This window comes from Rummeliibacillus sp. NPDC094406 (assembly GCF_044763875.1).
Taxonomy (GTDB): domain Bacteria; phylum Bacillota; class Bacilli; order Bacillales_A; family Planococcaceae; genus Rummeliibacillus.
The window spans coordinates 484,349-505,728 of record NZ_JBIWGZ010000001.1; the positions used below are offsets into that span (position 1 = coordinate 484,349).

Genomic DNA, 21,380 nt, shown 5'->3' on the forward strand with positions numbered 1-21,380 from the left:
TATGTTTTCATTTAACATGACAAATAAACCTATTTTTAACGTATTAGGTTCTTCGAAATATGATAAATGAGTGGACTAATCCTATTTTGCAAGTAAATGCGTATACATTTTTACTAAAAATAGAATTAGTTTAACATTGTCCACTCATCATCCCTTCAAAATTATTATACAAAAAATATCATAAAGTGTATTTAATTGCCAATAAATACCCGATACATTTCAAAAATTCAATCAATAATTATTCTATATATAAAAGGACCAACTACATTGAGATGATCCTTTTTTGTTTATATCGTGTTATTTTTATATTGTATATATCCTTGCTTCATACGCCGTTAGCTCTAATGAAGTTTTATTTTCATGTTTTTCAACTTCTTTATTGGCTAACAAAAGGTTTTCACTCTTATAAAAAATTCCATCTGTCTTATCAACTAACGTAGTCTCACCTGAAAGATTACATAGAATCATCACTTTTTCATCGTTAAAAGTTCTTGTATAGGCATAAACAGAAGGATGTTCTTCAAATACCAGCTCATATTGTCCATATATGAAAACATCTTTCACATTCCGTAATTGAATCATTTTTTTATAGTGATTTAGTACGGAATTGGGGTCTTGTTGCTGTTTCTTTACATTGATTTCAATATAGTTTGGGTTTACACCAATCCACGGTGTTCCTGTTGTAAATCCTGCATTTTCTTCAGCGGACCATTGCATAGGTGTACGAGAATTACCACGACTTGTTTGCCAAGCAACTTCCATTAATTCTTCGTGAGACAGACCTTTTGAAAGACCTTCCATATAATTATTGCTCGTAGCAACATCTCTATAATCATCAATGGAACCGAAATGTACATTTGTCATCCCTAATTCTTGACCTTGATATATAAATGGAGTCCCCTGCATAAAGAAGTACATTGTTGCTAAAGCTGTAGCACTTTCCCGCCAATATTTTTGATCATCTCCTAAAGTTGAAACAACCCGAGATTTATCATGATTTTCTATAAATAAGGCATTCCATCCTTTATCCTCTAGCGCTTTTTGCCATCTAGATAAAATGCTTCGTAATTCGTTTACATCAAGTTTATTTTTCATGTTTTTTTCCCAAAGACTTAAATGTTCAAATTGAAAAATCATATTGAATACGCCATCTTTTTCACCGACCCATTCATCGACCTCATCGATTCCAACACCATTTGCTTCTCCGACTGTCATAATATCGTATTTTGCAAAGGCTTGTTGTTTTAGTTCCTGCAAAAAATTCGTAATTCCAGGTACATTCATATATTTTCCCCATGCTTGAACATATGGAAGGTTTAATGGATTGGGCATATTTAAATAAGATGTGTCCTTTTTTATGTGACTAATTGCATCGACCCTGAATCCATCAATTCCTTTATCGAGCCACCAATTGACCATTGAATAAAGTGCATTTCTTACATCTTTATTTTCCCAGTTTAAATCGGGCTGTTTTTTTGAAAATAAATGGAGGTAGAACTGATTGGTCTCTTGATCGAACTCCCAAGCAGAGCCCCCAAATATACTGCCCCAGTTGTTTGGTTCTTCACCATTTGGACCATCTCGCCAAATATACCAGTTTCTTTTATTATTTTCCCTTGATGAACGTGATTCAATAAACCAAGGATGCTCATCACTTGTATGATTGATCACTAAATCAATAATTAGTTTCATATTACGACGATGCACTTCTTCTAGCAATTCTTCGAAATCTTCCATCGTCCCCAATTCTTCTGAAATGGATTGATAATCACTAATATCATATCCATTATCATCATTTGGCGAACGATACATCGGACAAATCCAAATGACATCAATCCCTAAGTCTTCAAGATAGTCGAGTCTACTGATTAACCCCCGAAGATCCCCAATTCCATCGCCATTCGAATCTTGGAAACTTCGCGTATACACTTGATAAGCAACTGCTTCTTTCCACCATGCCTTTTTCATGATTCACCTCTATTACTTAATCGTTTCATTTCTTAACGCTTTTGTGGATTGTCGTTCAATTAATGTTGTAGGTATGAAGCGATTTTTGATTGGTGCTTGCGTGTTACATATTTTTTCAAATAGGTAGTTTGCCGCTTCTAGACCCAACTGAAAAATCGAAATATCAACAGTTGTTAAAGGCGGTTTTACAAATGCTGATAAAGCGTGGTTATTAAAACTAATGATTGAAATGTCATCAGGAACTCGGATAGACAGTGCCTCTAAATGCCGAATAATTTCATAAGCTACTGAGTCATCGTGAGCGATAAGAGCTGTTGGCGGGACTTCTAAATTCATCAGCTTTCTAATAGAGTCAATATCATTTGTCACTTGATTATGATGATGAATGATATATTCCTCAATATACTGGAGCCTCATATCTTTTAGAGCAGATTTGAACCCTTCTAAGCGATCTAATGAAACAATATATTCTAGATTCCCACCTATAAACGCAATTTGCTTGTGGCCCAAGTTAACAAGATAGTTCACTAATTCATAAGCAATTTTCCGATTATCGTTATCAATATATGTAATTTCATCTTCATATTGATATGGACGTCCTACCATCGTAAATGGAAAATCAGCTTCTTTTAAAAATGCTAATGTGCGATCATTCATTTTTGAGTAGAGTAAAATAATACCGTCCACCTTTTTACTTTGTACCATTGAAACAACTTCTTGATAGATTTCTTCTTCGGTACCTCCCGTTGAGAGATACATTCCATATTTGTTTGAATGTGCACTTGTACATATTCCCCGAATGACTTCTGGGAAAAAAGGATTTTGAAAAGCAAGAGAGGTGGAATGAGACATGATTACTCCTATTGTCTTTGTACTCTTTGCAGCTAAATTTCTCGCTTGGAAGTTTGGATGATAGTTTAATCGATCCATCACTTGTCTTACTTTTCGTTTTGTTCTTTCACTAATTCTTGGACTATCTGAAATAACCCGAGATACAGTCGATGGTGACACATTTGCTTCTCTTGCAACATCTATGATTGTAACTGCCAATGAGCATCCATCCTTCCATTGATTATTTAACGGCACCTTCAGATACACCTTTAATAATGGATTTCTGCGCAAAGAAGTATGCAATGATGACCGGAATGATAGCCAACGTTAAACCCGCTAATGCAAGATGCCACTGTTTTGTATACTCTCCGAAGAAAAAGAACATTTTTAATGGAATCGTCTCCATACCTTTTTGGTTAATCACTAATGATGGTAATAAATAATCGTTCCAAATCCAGATCGTATTCAAGATCCCAACTGTGACTGTTATTGGTTTAAGCATTGGGAAGATGATATACCAAAATATTTGAAATTTATTGGCTCCATCAATTGTTGCTGCTTCATCCAAGGATTTTGGAATCGAATTTAAAGCACCATGGTATAAGAAAATGGATAAACTTGCTCCGAATCCTAAATACATAAAAATTAGGCCTAAACGATTTAACATTTCAACTTTCCCGAAAATAGTAATAAGAGGAATCATGACAGACTGAAAAGGGATTAACATAGCAGCTACAAATAGAAAGAAGATTACAGTACTAGTACGACTCTTTACCCGAGATAATGCATAAGCTGCCATCGAAGAGAAAAAAATGATCAATGCGACACTAATCACGAGAATTAATAACGAATTTCCGAACGTTCTTAAGAAATCTAATTCTTTAAAAGCCTGCACATAGTTATCAAATGTAACTGAACCCGGTGGCTTTAATGTATCCTCGAAAATTTCACGTTTTGATTTTAACGAATTGACAAGCATTAGATAGAATGGAAGTAGCCAAATAACCCCTAATGTAATACCGATGATTTCAAGGGGAATTAAATAAGTTTTCCGCATTACATTTCCACCTCACGCTTCTTATTGATATAAACTTGAACTAAAGCGATAACTGCTACTATGATGAAGAAAATGACTGCTTTTGCTTGAGCATAGCCCATATCATATTTTGTAAATGCTGTATTAAAGATCTCCATTGCGACCATTTGTGTTGAGTTAAAAGGACCACCAGCTGTTAATGATAAATTTTGGTCGTACAGTTTAAAGGAATTGGATAGGGTTAAAAACATACTGACTGTAAAAGCGGGTGCAACTAGTGGAAATAGCACGTAACGGATCTTTTGTAATGCATTGGCACCATCTATTTCTGCAGCCTCTAGTAATTCCTTAGAAACCCCTTCAATGTGAGCAATATAAATAACCATAATATAACCAGCCATCTGCCAGCTCATTAATATAGCAAGGCCCCAAAAACCCGTACCTGGAGTAGATAACCAACCTTGTAAACTTTCCATACCGATTAGTTCCCCAAAGCTTGCAAAGACCTTTGTAAAAACAAATTGCCATATGAATCCGAGAATTAAACCTCCGATTAGATTCGGCATGAAGAAGATCGTACGTAATAAATGATTGGTTTTTAGTTTTGCCGTTACAAGTAGGGCAAGTCCAAGTCCAATTACGTTAATTAAAATTACTGAAACAATAGAGAATTTTATCGTGAACCAAAGTGAATCTAGGAATTTTTCATCTTGAAATAATGCTTTATAATTATCAAAGCCAATGAATTTATTTGTTTGAATACCATTCCAGTCTGTGAAAGAATAATAGACACCGACCAATAATGGCACAATAATCACTAAAGTTAAGGCTAATAAAACGGGTGCTAGAAAGATCCAATAGGATACATTTTTTATTCGCATTTACTCACCTCCGATTACATAAAGCAAAATGAGTTTTATCGATTCATTAAAATCAAAGCTGCTCAAAAAGTGATGGATTGTTTATTTTTGAGAACAGTATTTTTGTTATTAAGAAATTATAATTTTATGTCCATTTTTTGAGATGCCATGTCAGGTAGAATTTATCGAAAAAAATAAATATAACTGGTTTTTAAAGTAATTATTTTTTGTGACCATCCTATTTGAAGTGGAATTAGCGGAGACTCCTGTGGGAAAACGAGCTAGACGAGACCCCGGAGCGGAGCGAGGAGGCTCGTCAGTTCGCCCACGGAAAGCGGAGCTAATTCCACTTCATGTGTAATCTGTTTTTAGTATCCTCACTCAATTCAAAGTATCATTATTTCCGATCTTTTTCCCATGTTTTCTTCGTTGCGTCGATGACTTCATCCCATGATGCTTTTTTGCTTAAATATTTTTGAATTTGAACACCTAACTCATCCTGACCCCAACCTGTTGGGTATCCCATGAATGTCCAACCAATTGTTTTTCCTTCGCTAGCATATTCATAAACAGCTTTTGAAAGTGGATCTGAAATCTTAGATGAATCATAACCATTGTAAGCAGGGATAAATTTGAAATCATTTAACACCGTTTCTTTACCTTCATCAGATGTGTATAGCCAATCTAAGAATTTCTTGGATTCAGCAATCACTTTTTCATCTGCGTTACTGTTTACGCCCCAATACATTGGAATCCCAACCGGCACACTATCACCTTTATAGCCTTCAACAGGAATTGGTAGTAAACCAATACCATTGTTCGCAAAGTCTTCATCAATTCCAGCAATTGAACCATATACCCAGTTACCCTGTTGAATAATCGCTACTTTTTGAAGTGAGAATAATTCTTCAACTTGTTTGGAGTAGTCTAAACTTACTGTTGGTTGTACAGAGTATTGATTTTGTAAATCTAGCACTTTCTTAAATGCATCTTTATATTTGAAGTCTACTTTTTTCGAATTAAAAGCTGTTAATACGTTATTATCAAACTCTGGAGCCAGAAATGCATTTGATAGATGTAACCCAGTTACCCAAGTTTCTTTACCTGGTAAGGCAAATACAGCTTTTAGACCTAATTCTTTTTTCTTGCTATCTAATTCTTTTACAGCTTTTTCAAGAGAAGCGAAATCTGTAATGGTGGATGGATCAATTCCCGCCTTTTTGAAAACATTTTTATTATAGATAAAACCATAACCTTCTTGATTGTATGGAAGTCCTAGTACTTTACCATCAACTGAAACACCATCAAGTGTGCCATCTAAAGCAGCTTTTGCTGAAGCAGTATCGGATAAATCTGCAAGTTTATTGTTCCAGTCGGCTACATCCTGTGGTCCCCCGATATTATAAATTGCGGGTTCTTTGCCTGATGAGAACTTCGAGCGAAGTGCTGCACCATAGTCTTCACCACCACCAACTGTCGTGATATTAATTTTGACATTTTTATTTTCCTCTTCATATTTCTTCGCAACTGCTTCAAATTGATCTTTGAATTCTACCTTAAATTGAAAGACATCTAATGTTACTGGCTCCACTTTTTGTTCTTTCGGTTTTTCTGCTGTTTTCTCTTTGTCAGAAGCACCACAACCTGTTAATATTGCCGCTACACCTAAGGAAGCAGCAAGTATTCCTGCACGCCACATTTTTTTCATCTTTTCCCCTCCGAATTTTCAAATATCGTGCTTAGTGAAAACGTTTGCACAAAACTACGTGAAGCGTAAGCTAACATATGGTCTATATTATGAATTTTTTCACTGTATTCGTAATTCAGAATTTTTATCGAAAAAGTGAGCAAATTCTAATTGCATCGAGAAGTTCATTTGGTCATCAGGACGAAATGCCTCTTTTGAATCGATTTTCCCTACAAAAGATTGACCTTCGATGGATGAAAAAACCATTTGTTCAGAACCGGTTAATTCTGTCATTTCAACTTGCGATGCAAATGTAAATAGTTTGCTCTGAGCTGAATTAGGGATAGCTCTTGCAATATATTCTGAACGAATACCCATGACAATTTCTCTTCCAGTATGTGCATTTAGAATTGCATGGTGTACCTCTGGTAAGGGTATTTTTAATGCACCCATTTGGAAAATACCTGATTCATATGTTCCGTTAAAGAAATTCATAGAAGGTGAACCTATAAAACCTGCAACAAAAATATTGGCAGGAATATCATAGACTTCTCTTGGCGTGCCAATTTGTTGAATGACTCCATCCTTCATGATGACAATTCGAGTAGCCATTGTCATCGCTTCCGTTTGATCATGAGTAACATAAATCGTTGTTGTTTTTAAGCTATTGTGCAATTTAATTATTTCCGAACGCATTTGTACTCGTAATTTGGAATCTAGGTTTGACAAAGGTTCATCCATTAAAAAGATATTGGCATCACGGACAATTGCTCTACCTAAAGCAACACGTTGACGCTGACCACCAGAAAGAGCTTTTGGCTTACGCTTCAAATAAGGGACCAAATCTAGAATTTTTGCTGCATTTTCAACTCTTTCTTGAATCTCTCTTCTCGGAACTTTTCTCATTTTCAGCCCAAATGCCATATTGTCAAAGACACTTAGATGTGGATATAATGCATAGTTTTGAAATACCATGGCAATATTTCGATCCTTAGGTTGAACGTCATTCATCCGTTTTCCATCAATGAATAATTCCCCTTCTGAAATATCCTCAAGACCCGCAATCATTCTTAATGTTGTACTTTTACCACAACCTGATGGACCAACAAACACGATAAATTCTTGATCTTCGATTTCTATATTAAATTCAGTTACTGCTTTAACTTTTGCTTCATAAATCTTGGAAACTCTCTTTAGCGCTAATGTAGACATTCTTTATCACATCCTTTTTACTTAATCCTGTACAAGTAAGGCTGCTCCAAGCATTCCAGATTCATTGCCAAAAATGGCTCTTCTTATTTCAAGTGGTTGCAATTTTAGAGGGTTTACTTTCTCAATCAACAAGTCCCACCAATCATTAGCGGATTCTGAAACGCCACCGCCAATAACAACGCAATCAATATCTAATACAGCCTGCAAATTGGATATGACGAATGATAAGTCTGTTAAAAATCGTTCTCTTACTTCAACTGCATTTCGCTGTCCATTAGCTGCTAATCGAAATAGTTGCTGAGGTGTAACGAATGCATTAGTTACGGGATCAATAACACGTTTTTCTGCAATCAATCTTCTTATCGCTGTGCCTGAAACATATTGTTCGCTACATCCTTTTCTACCGCAACCGCACTGTAGACCATGTGGATACAAAATTAAATGACCGACTTCACCTGCACCACCATGAGCACCATTCATCACCTTGCCATCAAATACAAATCCACCACCTAGACAAGTGCCTATTGTTAAACAGATCACATGGTCGAATGCCTTTCCAGCACCTAACTTTGCTTCAGCGAGTGCGGCACAATTTGCGTCATTATTCACTTCTACTCGAATTTTGGTAGCAGCTTCTAGCTGTGACTTTACTTCTGTCCCTTCCCAGCCTTCTAACTCCTTTTCATAAAGGATAATTCCTCTTTCGTAATCAACCATTCCCCTTGTGCCAATTCCAATTCCAATGACATTCGGAAATTCGGCTAGTAACTTCTGAATTTCATTTTCTAAATAGGGATACACCGGTATTTTAGTAGGAATTGTAACATCTTTGAGTACTTTTTTTGTTTTCGAGATAACACCTAACCTTATTTTAGTACCTCCAATATCAACACCAATTATTGAGCCCATCTTATTCACCTCCAACTTCGATTACAAAGGCTTCGTACGGTCGAACGATGATCGTGCCATAGGCAATTAAGGGACATTCATAATTAGCAATGATGACATTCCCTTGTTTATCGCTTACTTCAAAGTTCTCCCAAGATATTTGCTCTGTTTCTCCATAAAAATTGGCTACTATAATCCATTCCTGTTTTCCTAATTTTCGTTTATAAACAAAAAGGCTTGGGTGTTCAAGTAATAATAATTGAAACGATCCATATGTCAGAATGTCATGCTCTTTTCTTAACTGAATTAGTCTTTGATAGGTGTAAAAAATGGATGAAGTCTTTTTTAATGCATTTTCTACATTGATTTTCGAAGTATTTTCATTTATATCAATCCATGGTGTACCTATTGTAAAACCACCTGATGAAGTCCATTGCATTGGTGTCCTTGCATTATCGCGGCCTTTTGCGTAAATGCTTTTCATGATTTCTTCATGTGAATTTCCTTGTTGACGTTTGGCGCGATACATATTTAATGTTTCGATATCACGATATTCTTTAATATCTTGAAATCTCACATTTGTCATCCCAATTTCTTCACCTTGATAGATAAAAGGTGTCCCTTGCATCATATGAAGGCAAATCGCCAACATTTTCCCTGATAACTCTCGATACATCTCACTATCATTACCAAACCTTGATATAATGCGAGGCTGATCGTGATTATTCCAATACAAACTGTTCCAACCAACATCATGGAGTTCGAGCTGCCATTTTTCCATAGTACGTTTTAAACTAATAAAATCTAAAGGCTTAAGATCCCATTTTTCAAAAGGGCCACTATCTAAATCCATATGTTCAAAAGTAAATATCATCTGAAGTTCTTTATTATCTGGATTTGTATATATTTTGGCACCTTCAGAAGTCGTACCAGGCATCTCCCCGACAGTTAATACATCATACTGCTGCAAAACTTTTTCATGCATCTCTTTTAAATAGGAATGAATCTTTGGACCATTTATAAAAAATGGACTACCATCACCAAATTGTTGATTAGGCTGAATTTCTCCATCTAGTAATCTACTATCTTTTGATAAAAAGTTAATGACATCCATACGGAAACCACCAATTCCCTTATCAAGCCAAAATTTCATCACATCAAATACTTCATTTCGTACTTGTGGGTTTTCCCAGTTTAGATCTGGCTGCTTCATCGAAAATAAGTGTAAATAATATTCACCTGTCTGCTCATCCCTTTCCCAAGCACTACCTGAGAAAATAGAGCCCCAATTATTAGGAGGCTGTTCGTTTTGACCATCACGCCAAATATAGTAATCACGGTACTTTGAGTGGAGTGAGGAACAAGATTCTACAAACCAAGCATGTTCATCTGAAGTATGGTTAACTACAAGATCCATGATAATTCGGATTCCATGCTGTCTACCTTGTACTATCAATTCTTCAAAGTCTTCCATCGTTCCGAATTCTTCCATGATATTGAAGTAATCTCGAATGTCATATCCGTTATCATCATTTGGAGAATCATAGATAGGACTAAGCCAAATGACTTCAACTCCTAAACACTGTAAATAACACAGTTTTGAAATGATGCCGCGTAAATCACCGATTCCATCACCATTCGAATCCATAAAACTTCTCGGATATATTTGATAAACTACACTTCGTTTCCACCAAGGTTCCTGTAACTGATCCATCCCATCACTCCAATCTAAACCGTTAAGAACGATGACCAATTGTAATTACCTATACTTATGCAAACGATTGCACATCCATGATAAATAAAAGAGCATAATTTAGGGTTTCGATTTTGTAGATGTAGGTACCTATTATATTTATGCATAAAAAAAGATTGATACGATTTCCCGATATCAATCCATATCCAAGTCTTTTAATGATGAAATCAATGTCATAATAGTGGGAAAGAGAATAATAAATGCAAGAATAATCCATATTGCTCCTTCTAAAACAGCCCTATTTCCTTGTGCAATATGAATCGTTTCCCAAATAACTAATGCAAAAAAAAGAAAGCTCATGTTTCTAATAAATGATAGCATTAGAATACTCTGTTTAATAATCCGTTCCATATTTGAATCGTTCTTTCCAATTGGAGAATTATGCCATTCTGGATGAGTTTCTAAAAATTGAAGTGCAATACCAACTAAAAGAGTAATAAATGGTAATAAAAACAATTCCCATTTCGGTCCATACCGATCGATTTCTCCTTTAAAACCAAAATGTGTCGGAACTTTAGCAGGAAGATTGGACCAATTAAGAATTAAATAGGCTAAAGACGCTACAAACAATGCAATTCCGACAGTATCCATCAAATGCATTAACGTCGTCTTTTTTATAATAGTTGTCGTTCCTTGCTCCATTTCAAACCCTCCTTTAAATTATTTAGAAGTAGCACTAGAAAAAGAGGTTATCTTATTCAGCTCTACTGAGAAATTTTTGTCTACTTATAATTATGTGCAAAAATATGAATATTTATGTATTGAATTATTGTAACGAATAAAACTAACGAAAATTTAGTTTTTCATATATTTCTTAAGGATAACTATCTGAATCAATTTCATATTTTCTAAATAAGCAATTCAATAATTAGGATAAATTTTTATTTCTAGTATTTACTTAGTATTTCGCTTCAGATGGCGCTTTCCGCGGGCGAGCGGTGAGCCTCCTCGGAAGCCCGTACCGTGCTTCGCTGTGGGGTCTCACCTGTCTCGCTTTCCCGCAGGAGTCGCCATCTTCCGCTTATTAACAATGTTCTAATTGATAAGGCATATAACAATGGCCCATTTAATGTTCTTGTTTTTTATCAAATTCTTGAATTATGAAATCGATTTATCTAAAAAAAATAAGATTACAGCAAAAAACATCATAGCCTGATGATTTTTGAAGTAATCTTTAATAGTGATTGCAATCCATAGTATGTGTGTTCAATCGATTACATAGTTGTAAATTAATACACTTCTCCAAATCTTAAACTCCTTTTTTAGAGAAATCTTCAATTTTTCAGCATATTATCCTCCATTCTCCTTTTAGCTTTTCGCTTGAACGTCCATGCTTTTAAGCAATTGGAAAAATTCAAGGAGAAGAATATTTAGGCCGATCCACACGCCACCAAATACATACCCAGCCGCCACATCACTTGGAATTTCCATTTTAAGATATATAAAACTTATACCAATAAAGAATAGAATAATTAGTCCAACAATTGAAACGAATGTTTTTACCCAAATTTTACTTACTATACGAACAAATAGAAAGATAAAGAAGCCATAAATCACCATAATCATTAAGGATTTTTCACTTGGAAAAGCAGGAATAAGATTATTTATTAGAAAATTATGATTAGGAGAAAAGGTATGGAAAATTCGCGTTAAACTATCTTCATAAAGTTCGCCACCAAGTACAACAACCACAAGGGCTGTTATATACATGATTCTATCTTGTTTTTTCAATACAATACAAATTAGTGAGAAAAGTATTAGAACAATCAGAAATGGCCAAGACCCCATAGATGAGAATATAAGCATGAATTCAGTCCATCCTTTATTAAAAATCAAAGGTATCAATGTCGCTATAAGTTCGTTAAAGTCCTGAAATTCATTTCCGAGAAAGTCTTGAATCATTCCAATCATTAAAATAATTAGTGCTAAAGTGACCAAAGCTGTAAAAGATAAAAATAACGCAGCTCGTTTTCGGGTATGAAATATTTGTAAAGAAAAATGCAGAATTCGAATTGCTGTATTTTTAAGTTGCAATTTATATTTTTTGTATATATAAATTGCTATGAGGACAACAGCTGCTACAATTCCACCTATGATCAAATAATTTTTAATTGAACTTTGAAACTTATCCCACTGAGGACCTAATATCTTTCCAAAGGTGATAAACACTGTTACCCACAGAAACGCCCCACTGTACGCAAACAGTGCAAATATACGAAACGGTATCCGAGTAGCTCCTGAAAAATAGCCAGTAATATGTCTAACCCCAGGAATGAAAAAAGCAATAATCAACAACTTATTCCCATGTACACTAAACCATTGAGATGTTTTCTTAATTCTCTCCGGTCCAAAATGAAGATAATGGCCATATTTCTCGAAAAAAGGAGTACCTAACTTATAACCTACCCAATAAGAAAAGGTCATTCCAGTAGATGCTCCAAGTCCAGCAATCAAGATGCTAAGAATCCAGTTCAAATGACCTTGGTATACAAGAAACCCACTGTAACTCATAAGAACTTCCCCAGGTAATGGAAAGGCAATCAATTCCAAAAAAAGTGCGACAAATAAGACAATATATCCGTACTGATCCATATATCCAGTAATATTATCCATGATTTATCCCCCCCTTTTTTAATACAGCTTTAAGTTGATATTTAGAGTATTTTCATTTGCTTGTTTAATTAAACAAAAAAACAATTCAGTAGCCCTGAATTGTTTTTTAATTTCATTTATTTTAAATTGAGTTAATATACTTAATTGCTTCTTCGATATGGACTTATTGGTTGAGGTCTTTATCTTGTACAATTGAAGTACCTGAGCCAAGACTAGTTAAGTCTTTGATTGTTTCTGTATTTATATTTAATTAAGAATGGAATAACTGCGATAGTATAAATCACTACCATGCGTTGTCCATTCTTTTGATGCATTTTCTACTTTTTCGTTAGGGTTAGAAGAGATCAATTCTGTACTCTTTTCATCCTTACTGTTTTCTGTTTGAGCTGCTACATTTTTATTTACCTGAGCAACTTCTTCTTTTCGAACATTAGCTTAGGAAGTCGCAATCCAAGCAAAGACGAACAGTATAATTAGACCAATAACTGAGGCAAAACCCATCGTCTTCCATAAAGTTTTATAGTCCAATAAACATTCCCCTTTCTTTCTCAAAATGTAAGCGCTTAAATATCTTAGTATCAAGACATTCAATACTAATTACATTAAACTATGATTCAAATGACATTGCTATGTATAAATAAAAAAGGATGTTAATATGATTGTTTATTTCACAATTGAATACAAGCTGATTATAAAGGACGAGCAATTAACTAATTTTTACTTTTTGTATACATTTATATCGTAAATGAAATCTAACAATTTAGATATAGATTCTTAGATTTCTAATTCAATACATGGTAAGATATGTATTTAGAAAAGGAGAAGTGATAATATGACAAATCAAACAGTTACATTAAACAACGGAGTACATATACCTGCAGTTGGTTATGGAACTTTTCGTGTAAAAGATAGTGATGAGCTTGCTGAAAAGGTTACACTAGCAATCAAAGAAGGCTACCGACATATTGATACAGCACATATTTATGGTAACGAAGAAAGTGTTGGTCGTGGTATCAAAAAAGCCCTTGATGAAGGTATCGTGACACGAGAAGAGTTATTTGTCACTTCTAAAGTTTGGAATGACGGACTTACTTATGATGAAACTATTGAAGCTTACGAAGAAAGTATTCGAAAATTAGGGTTAGAATATTTAGATCTTTATATTATTCATTGGCCTGGACAAGATGATAAATATATTGATGTGTATAAAGCCCTTGAAGAACTTTACAATAATAAACGAGTAAAAACAATTGGTGTAAGTAATTTCCATGTACATCACCTTGAAAAGCTTCTTGAAAATACAACAATCGTACCAGCAGTTAATCAAATTGAATTCCAACCTCGTCTAACACAATTGGAAGTTCGAGAATACTGCAAAAAACATGGGATTCAAGTGGAAGCGTGGTCACCTCTTATGAATGGTGAAATTTTAAATGATCCAACACTTGTTGAAATCGCTGAAAAGTATAACAAATCTACAGCACAAGTAGTTCTAAAATGGGATGTTCAAAATGATGTCATTACCATTCCAAAATCGATGACACCATCTCGTATTCGTGAAAACATAGATATCTATGACTTTACCCTTTCAGGAGAAGAACTTGAAAAAATTTCTTCATTAAATGAAGATTTCCATTATGGCCCAAATCCTGAAGCTTATAATTTTAAATAAATTTAATCAAAATCAAAAGCACAAACATTTAGTTTGTGCTTTTAGATTGTTTACAAAAGAAAAATATAAACGCTTTTTGTATTAAATGATAAATTTTAACATAAATCGATTACATATTATCAACTGCTATAAAGATTTCAATATCTCCATTAGGATAATATTTTTCGTAATCAAAAGTGTAGGCACGTTTTAAATGTCCTTCCTTTTCTTTATCCCAAATTTCCATCCAAGTATTTAAAATCCCATTTTCCAATTTGGTACTTACTTTAAAAACTTCATATTTAATGTTGTCGTTTAAATTAATTGTCCCATTTACTTCATCTTCAATAGCTACTCCTAAATGATAGTCACCTTTATAGTCCGTTTCATAATCAAAATATAACCCATATATACAACCATCAATGTTCGAAAGTTCTATTGAGGCTTCTTCCCACATATTTTTTATTTTTCCCATGACATTTTCATCATTAAAGTTATTCGTTCTTATAGTTTTAATTAATTTTAAATTCATTATACTCACCTTCTTATTATCATGATAAAGACTTCGTTAAATTGTTTAAATTTCCTTCAAAGAAATTCAAATTTATAAACTGTGACAAAACTAAATAACTCAACTAATTGCCCCTATAATGCGATAAGATAATTGATATTACTTAATTTTACTATTCCACTTCATATAAGGTCTTTATAAATCCAGTAAACTTTTCAATATTAAAATTTACTGATGGGCGAATAAATACTTGATAAATATATCTCCCAATCTTCCAATGAGCATACCAACCATAATATTGTGCATTTTGTTTATGTAAAAACATTGTTATTTCTATATTCCCTATTTGGAATTTTTCTTTTTTAACATTCCAATTTTGTCTTACTCCTATATTTTCCCCCTCTTTATATGAGAGGTTTTCAATCATTTCTTCTGGAGCTAACCAAAACCATATCCCGTCAGTATAATTAGAATTTGATCTATATAGGAAATGAGTTTCTACACCGAATTTATTTTGATTATATCCTATTGAATCCAGGAAAAATTCTTGATATTCAAATGCAGGAATATAAATGTTTTGAGATGAAATCATTTGGTTGATATCGAAATCATTTTCATACCATTGCACTCTTGAAATCTCATCTTCTTGCCACTTAGGTATTCCATATCTTGCTGTATAACTCGTTGTTGAAAATGACTTTTTACCCCAATTTTCAATAGTATACGAATCTAATGGTGTTAACGATTCAATTATACTTATAAGTTCAAATTCTTCAAATTTTCCTTTTAAAACAGATAATTCTATATTAGTAAACCATCTCGAGTAGCAAGCAGCTTGATTTCCTTTATAATCTGTACCAATAAAACCAACGATACCATCAATTTCAAACGATTTAGCTGGAGAAACAAGGTTTGTATCCGCATATACCGTTGGAATTCCCCAATCATAATAAAACTGTTTTACTCTTACTACCCTATTTTTACTTAAAATTTCAAAACGTAACGAAGAGCGAGAACTTCTTGATTCTTCTTTTAAAGAAACATTATTAACAGAACAACCATTAGGCAGGTTAAAAGGATATAATATAACAAAATTCACAGCTAATTGTGCTAGTTCAAATGATGAAACATTAACATTTAGATTCAATATAATGTCCTCCATTAAATTTATTACGAAAAGCATTTTTACGTAATTCAATTGCTATTAATCTTTATATAAATAATCACTTATAAGTCATTAACTCTGTGCCTGCATATAAACTTCTTCATAAGGCTGAACAATGACAAATCCGTCTCCTTCAAACCTCATTTGAATCGATTCTCCACTGCCTCTTCCAATGAAGGTTTTTAGTGAAATATCCGTTTGAAATTCAGGTTGAAGGTTCCCTGACCATGCTACAGTTGCATTTGGATCTGTTATAACCGGTTTTCCTGGGGTTACACGTAATGTAAGTGGTTCATGATGTGCTGTAATGGCAATCATACCAGTTCCTTCACACCGTACATTAAACAATCCACCTGCCATCATACCTGCTACCTTTTTCATAAGCTTTATATTGTGTTTGATAGATGGTTCGAAAGCAAGTAGGTCATTTCCATTTACATAAACTGCTTCGTCCTGTAAATAAAGAATAATTATTTTTTTCCCACTGTCAGCAAGATATAATTTTCCTTGTCCATTTGCTTTCATGAGAGCAGCACCCTCACCAGTAAAAGCCTTTTTGAACATTGCACCTATTCCATGTTCTAAAACACCCTCTCGCTCAAACTTAATACTTCCATTGTAAGCAACCATCGAACCAGCCTTTGCCCAAACGAGTCCATCAAGATTAACCTCAAGCATTCGAGGTGTCTCTAATTCAAAAAAGCCTTCTCCTTTATCTTCTTGCTCTGTGTTCTTAATAAATTCAGCAACCGAGTATTTATTCATACTACACACCCTTTCATTTATTAACATATACGTAAAAATATGAAACCAGGTTTCAAATAAAGTAGCTTTTAATTGAATAAAAAATATCTAGTTCTTATTTCCTTCTAAATCTTTCATTTTTTTTATTTCTTTAAGTTCGGACCGTAAAGCTTTACTTGTTTTGAAGAGTCAATACCAAGTCGAACTGCATATGCAATTATAAGAAAGAGTACAGTTAAACCAACCAAGCAATAAAAAATTATTGCAATCACCTTTTCACTACCAATCTATATTTAGCTTCACTTAAATCTCTATTGTTTTATCATTTCTTTTTCAACTAAACTTCCACAATAGTGAAATAAAATGCCAACTAATCTACAGCTGACTGTTATCTTGTTTATTTAACTTAAGCACCTGTTTGTTAAAGAAAATTCTTTCACGTTTAAAATTTAGTATGCTACCACTGTTACTTAATCAAGCACACCTCCACTTTATCATCAAACGCGTGCTTAAAATCAAACGCATAAGGAGTGGGGCCATGCTGAATATAATAGTTGTATCTCTCGAAAGCCTCCTCCCATGTTACATCCTTCATCTTCGCTGTCCACCAGACTACATATGATAAATGTTTTTCTTGATAAGGTTCCATCCATTTACTCCTATCTCGCAACGCTTGCCTATGCTGACCTGAATAGGTAAAATGATATAAGGATTGAAGACTTTTCCATACCGTTAGAGTAAGAATAGGGAAACCATACCCCTTTTTGGCTTCTTCAGGAAAAGGGACTCCATCAGGTGAAAACACCTCTATAAGTTGACCCGATTTAGCTGTCTCACGAATTACTGCGTTTCCCACTTCAAAAAATTCATGAGTGAAGGGTGATCATAGGGATGATTTAGCCTACCAACAGTATAGATCGATACTAATGCCATAAGCAGTCCTCCTGTAATTTTAGTATTCTGATCGTTCAAGTTCGATAAAAAGAAGCGTTAATCCTTCTAATCTTTAGAACATATTCCCTTTTTAATAATATAAGCACCACATTCACAATAAAATATATTTGGAGCATTATTTGATTGTTCTGAATGGGCTTACCAATGGACAGCACATGAACAAAAAGATAATTTAACTATATAGGGTTTATTTATCTTCAAACAATTTATAAGAAAGATGGCCTTTTTGGATTGTTTCGAATAACTGCTTTTTTTGAACTTTCTATTGAACTCTTTACATTATAAAGGCTCAGTTCCACTAAAACAGGAACCGAGCCTTTATCTTGTCATTCACAATATCAGTGCCATCGATATTTCTGGTTGATCTTTTTATAAAGATTCTTATTATACTAATCTAGTTGTCATTGGTTTGCGAAGGTGCTTGCGGAAACTCAGGAACTTTCGTTTGATGATTCGCACGTATGATCATAACGTTCGTGCTGGTAAGCCAGTGTCGCAGGGTTCGTATTTCCAAAAGTCAGATACCATGGCTCCCCTAAAGGTCCTCCTCCTAAAGCAGGTGGTACGAACACATCAAATGTTATCTTAGGATGATTGACGTTGTATCGCCGCACCGAACCTGAGTCAGGACCGTCGCCTGTAATAGGAACAAACAGTTTTCCATCGGGACCGAACAGGAGTGCCTGTGCAAAAGCGCGTGGTTTTCCAACGACATCGAGATCAATCTTATTAAGAAACTTACCCGTTTTACCGTCAAAAATCAAAATTTTGTCCGTGTCTTTATCATCTTTTCTGAAACTGGTGATATAGAGATTGCCGTCTGGACCAAAGACTAAACCTTCTGGACGGTTTAGGTCATTGACAGCATTGCTTTCAATGAACACTCCAAGGAACTTCCCTGTTTTTGGGTTAAAGCGCAACACCGAGCCTCCTACCGGGTCAGGAAGGTTCCGTACGGAAACATATAGGAATCCGTCGGGACCAATGACCACTGCACGTGGATGGAACTGTCCGCTCAAGCCGGAGTGGTTGAGGTTTCCTAGAAACACCCCTGTGTTTCCATTATACATCCGAACTTCTCCCGGCACTTCTATGTCATTCGCGAAGTCACCCAAGTCTGCCACAAATAGGATATTTTGTTTTGACAATACAATTCCACGCGGTGCTAAAGGTGCTCCTGGTTCATTAGATTTTACAAGCTCTCTTAGAAACGCACCAGTTTGACTATTGTAATTCAACACGGCACCCTTATTCTGGGTCATATCTGCAATTTGGTTGGTGACAAGAAGATTGCCTTTATGGTCAAAGATAAGTCCTCTGGGACCGAACAAACCGTTACTTCCTGATGCAACAAAACTACCAAGGAACCTACCCGTAACCGCATCGAAAGTCTTTACAGTGTTATCGGAACCGTCACCAATGTAGAGAAAGTCATTTCGTTTTATCGATTTATTCATAAAAACCTCCCTATTTAACATTCATTAAAGTAAAAAACTATCTTTCACTTTAATATAATTTATTCACAAGGGAGATTTTTTTATAGACGACCATACTGAAAAAATAAATAATTCACCAAAATTAAGAAAAATGAATGTATCAAATTTTAACTACTAGGACGATGATCCCAGCGGTATAATCATTATTCGTTCAGTCTTAAGACCTCACTACGCGTCCCATTGCGGGCTACCTCAAAAAAACAGTTCCAATTAAAAAAAGAGGATATATGCTCATAAATTGAACAAAATATCCACTTATTATTATTGAGTTCCTACTTTTAACTTAATGCAATTAATACAAGTAATTCGATTAAACAAAAAGACCGTGAACTGCCCCTAGTAAAGTGAAAATGATTAAATGATCACCGATTGCAATCAAAAAATTCTTCTTATTTACAAGTCCAAATAATGAATTTTTCAAATATACAATTGAAATTAGAATGCCAATGATAGCACCTACCATAGCTCCTTCTAACCAATTACTAGAGTTAGTTGCTTGTACGAGTATAGCAATAAAAATAGAACTAATAAATGCAACGATTACTGAGATCACATATTTTAATGCACCCTTACTTTGATTTTCCTTCCCTACTAATATCGAATAATAGATGGCTCCATAAATCATATATAAGATACCACCTACAAGAATTGCAAAATAATTTAACGCACTTAAATCAATAGACATACATTTACCCTCCGGTTTTAATTAGGCTCAATAGCTAAAGTGATTGCACTGATCTTACAAATAAGATTGAGTGTCCTACTCACTTAAGTTATTCCAATTTTAACAGATGCACCTGATTTTCACATCATCATCCAATGGTGAAATGGAGTAAATACACACCATTCTAAGCTAAATCCTAAGCAAACAAACAGGATTAATGTTAAAATAATTTCATTCTATCGCTAAAGGAGTTTTAGTTTTGAAAGCACTTGTTTTCAACGAATTTGGTGGCTCTGATGTTCTACATTATGAAGAAATTCCAAATCCAGAAATTAAACCAAATGAAGTTTTAGTTCGTACAAAAAGTATTGGATTAAACTTTGCAGATATTTATAGAAGAAAAGGAAATTATCATTTAGCTGGTGAACCACCTTTTATACTAGGTTATGAAGGTGCTGGTGTTATTGAAGCTATTGGTAATGATGTAACAGAAGTACAAATTGGTAATCGTGTAGCATTCGCAGATGTTCCATTCGCAAATGCTGAACTTGTAGCAGTACCGGTAGAAAAATTAATATTGTTACCGGAGGGTATTTCATTTGATGTAGCTTCCTCTGTCCTTTTACAAGGTTTAACAGCTCACTATTTAACGAGTGATAGTTATCAAGTTCAACCAAATGATACAGTAATTGTACATGCAGCATCTGGCGGTGTTGGACAAAATTTAATACAAATCGCAAAAATCTATGGTGCAAAAGTAGTTAGCCTTACTTCTACTAAGGAAAAAGCTAATAAAGCTTTAGAAATTGGTGCAGATGTAGCTTTTACATATGATGACAATTGGGTACAATCAGTCATTGAATTCACAAATGGTAAGGGTGCAGATGTAGTTTACGATTCTGTTGGCTCTACTCTCCAAGATAGTTTTCAAGCAACTCGCATTGGTGGGACAGTCGTATTCTTTGGAATGTCAGGCGGTGACCCTACTCCAGTAGATCCTCGTATGTTAATGGATACATCCAAAACATTAACAGGTGGCGATTTATGGAATGTTCTTACATCATTTGAAGAACGCCAAAAACGTTCTAAACAATTATTTGATTGGATAATTGCCGGAAAACTTCAACTTCAATCTCCTACTGTGTTCTCTCTTGAAGAAGGAGCAAAAGCACATGATTTACTTGAAAGTCGTAAGAGTACAGGAAAAATATTATTAAGACCATAAGCACAATTACTTTTAATAAGAATCATCCGATATGGATGATTCTTATTTTATTTAAGACTTTATAAATTGTCATGGTTATGATTTTCCCTGTAAAGAGATAAGTAATCATTTCATTTCTGAAG

At 34.4% G+C, this 21,380-nt stretch carries 18 protein-coding genes; 2 read left to right on the plus strand and 16 right to left on the minus strand.

What is annotated here, in order from left to right; all coding sequences use genetic code 11:
• Positions 1-303 precede the first annotated feature (303 nt).
• The 10 genes from ACIQ4I_RS02350 to ACIQ4I_RS02395 form a co-directional block, all read right to left on the minus strand.
• Positions 304-1,968 (minus strand): glycoside hydrolase family 13 protein, encoded by a 1,665-nt coding sequence (locus ACIQ4I_RS02350; RefSeq protein WP_403092438.1) that lies wholly within the window; start codon positions 1,966-1,968, stop codon positions 304-306.
• A 12-nt stretch (positions 1,969-1,980) separates the two neighbouring features.
• A complete protein-coding gene (locus ACIQ4I_RS02355) occupies positions 1,981-3,018 on the minus strand; it encodes a LacI family DNA-binding transcriptional regulator (RefSeq protein WP_403092440.1) in 1,038 nt (345 codons plus the stop codon).
• Between the two features lie 22 nt (positions 3,019-3,040).
• Positions 3,041-3,856: a carbohydrate ABC transporter permease gene (locus ACIQ4I_RS02360; protein WP_403092442.1), complete on the minus strand. Its 816-nt coding sequence runs from the start codon at positions 3,854-3,856 to the stop codon at positions 3,041-3,043.
• Complete coding sequence (locus ACIQ4I_RS02365) at positions 3,856-4,716, minus strand: carbohydrate ABC transporter permease (protein WP_403092444.1); 861 nt, start codon at positions 4,714-4,716, stop codon at positions 3,856-3,858. The genes ACIQ4I_RS02360 and ACIQ4I_RS02365 overlap by 1 nt, the downstream gene beginning before the upstream one ends.
• 376 nt (positions 4,717-5,092) lie before the next feature.
• Entirely contained in the window at positions 5,093-6,403 is a 1,311-nt protein-coding gene (locus ACIQ4I_RS02370) for an ABC transporter substrate-binding protein (RefSeq protein WP_403092446.1), read from the minus strand.
• Positions 6,404-6,502: 99 nt separating this feature from the next.
• Entirely contained in the window at positions 6,503-7,594 is a 1,092-nt protein-coding gene (locus tag ACIQ4I_RS02375) for an ABC transporter ATP-binding protein (RefSeq protein WP_403092448.1), read from the minus strand.
• 21 nt (positions 7,595-7,615) lie between these two features.
• Complete coding sequence (locus ACIQ4I_RS02380; protein WP_403092449.1) at positions 7,616-8,503, minus strand: ROK family protein; 888 nt, start codon at positions 8,501-8,503, stop codon at positions 7,616-7,618.
• Between the two features lies 1 nt (position 8,504).
• A complete protein-coding gene (locus tag ACIQ4I_RS02385; RefSeq protein ID WP_403092451.1) occupies positions 8,505-10,196 on the minus strand; it encodes a glycoside hydrolase family 13 protein in 1,692 nt (563 codons plus the stop codon).
• 174 nt (positions 10,197-10,370) lie between these two features.
• The gene (locus ACIQ4I_RS02390; RefSeq protein WP_403092453.1) at positions 10,371-10,877 is read right to left on the minus strand and encodes a DUF1648 domain-containing protein; all 507 of its coding nucleotides are present in this window, start codon (positions 10,875-10,877) and stop codon (positions 10,371-10,373) included.
• Positions 10,878-11,543: 666 nt separating this feature from the next.
• A complete protein-coding gene (locus tag ACIQ4I_RS02395) occupies positions 11,544-12,848 on the minus strand; it encodes a VTT domain-containing protein (RefSeq protein ID WP_403092454.1) in 1,305 nt (434 codons plus the stop codon).
• Between the two features lie 832 nt (positions 12,849-13,680).
• Here ACIQ4I_RS02395 and ACIQ4I_RS02400 point away from each other — a divergent pair.
• The gene (locus tag ACIQ4I_RS02400) at positions 13,681-14,520 is read left to right on the plus strand and encodes an aldo/keto reductase (protein WP_403092456.1); all 840 of its coding nucleotides are present in this window, start codon (positions 13,681-13,683) and stop codon (positions 14,518-14,520) included.
• Between the two features lie 109 nt (positions 14,521-14,629).
• On the opposite strand, the gene ACIQ4I_RS02405 is transcribed toward ACIQ4I_RS02400, so the two are convergent.
• From ACIQ4I_RS02405 to ACIQ4I_RS02430, 6 genes are all read right to left on the minus strand, one after another.
• Positions 14,630-15,031, minus strand: coding sequence for an effector binding domain-containing protein (locus ACIQ4I_RS02405; protein ID WP_403092458.1), 402 nt, complete (start codon positions 15,029-15,031; stop codon positions 14,630-14,632).
• Positions 15,032-15,182: 151 nt separating this feature from the next.
• Positions 15,183-16,157, minus strand: coding sequence for a hypothetical protein (locus ACIQ4I_RS02410; protein WP_403092460.1), 975 nt, complete (start codon positions 16,155-16,157; stop codon positions 15,183-15,185).
• 90 nt (positions 16,158-16,247) lie between these two features.
• The gene (locus ACIQ4I_RS02415; RefSeq protein WP_403092462.1) at positions 16,248-16,940 is read right to left on the minus strand and encodes an AIM24 family protein; all 693 of its coding nucleotides are present in this window, start codon (positions 16,938-16,940) and stop codon (positions 16,248-16,250) included.
• A gap of 445 nt (positions 16,941-17,385) precedes the next feature.
• Positions 17,386-17,775, minus strand: a complete 390-nt coding sequence (locus ACIQ4I_RS02420) for a DUF3291 domain-containing protein (protein ID WP_403092464.1) — start codon at positions 17,773-17,775, stop codon at positions 17,386-17,388.
• Positions 17,776-18,304: 529 nt separating this feature from the next.
• Positions 18,305-19,330 (minus strand): NHL repeat-containing protein, encoded by a 1,026-nt coding sequence (locus ACIQ4I_RS02425; protein WP_403092466.1) that lies wholly within the window; start codon positions 19,328-19,330, stop codon positions 18,305-18,307.
• 349 nt (positions 19,331-19,679) lie between these two features.
• The gene (locus tag ACIQ4I_RS02430) at positions 19,680-20,054 is read right to left on the minus strand and encodes a DUF1761 domain-containing protein (protein ID WP_403092468.1); all 375 of its coding nucleotides are present in this window, start codon (positions 20,052-20,054) and stop codon (positions 19,680-19,682) included.
• Positions 20,055-20,292: 238 nt separating this feature from the next.
• Here ACIQ4I_RS02430 and ACIQ4I_RS02435 point away from each other — a divergent pair, with 238 nt between their 5' ends.
• Entirely contained in the window at positions 20,293-21,258 is a 966-nt protein-coding gene (locus ACIQ4I_RS02435) for a quinone oxidoreductase family protein (protein ID WP_403092469.1), read from the plus strand.
• Positions 21,259-21,380 lie beyond the last annotated feature (122 nt).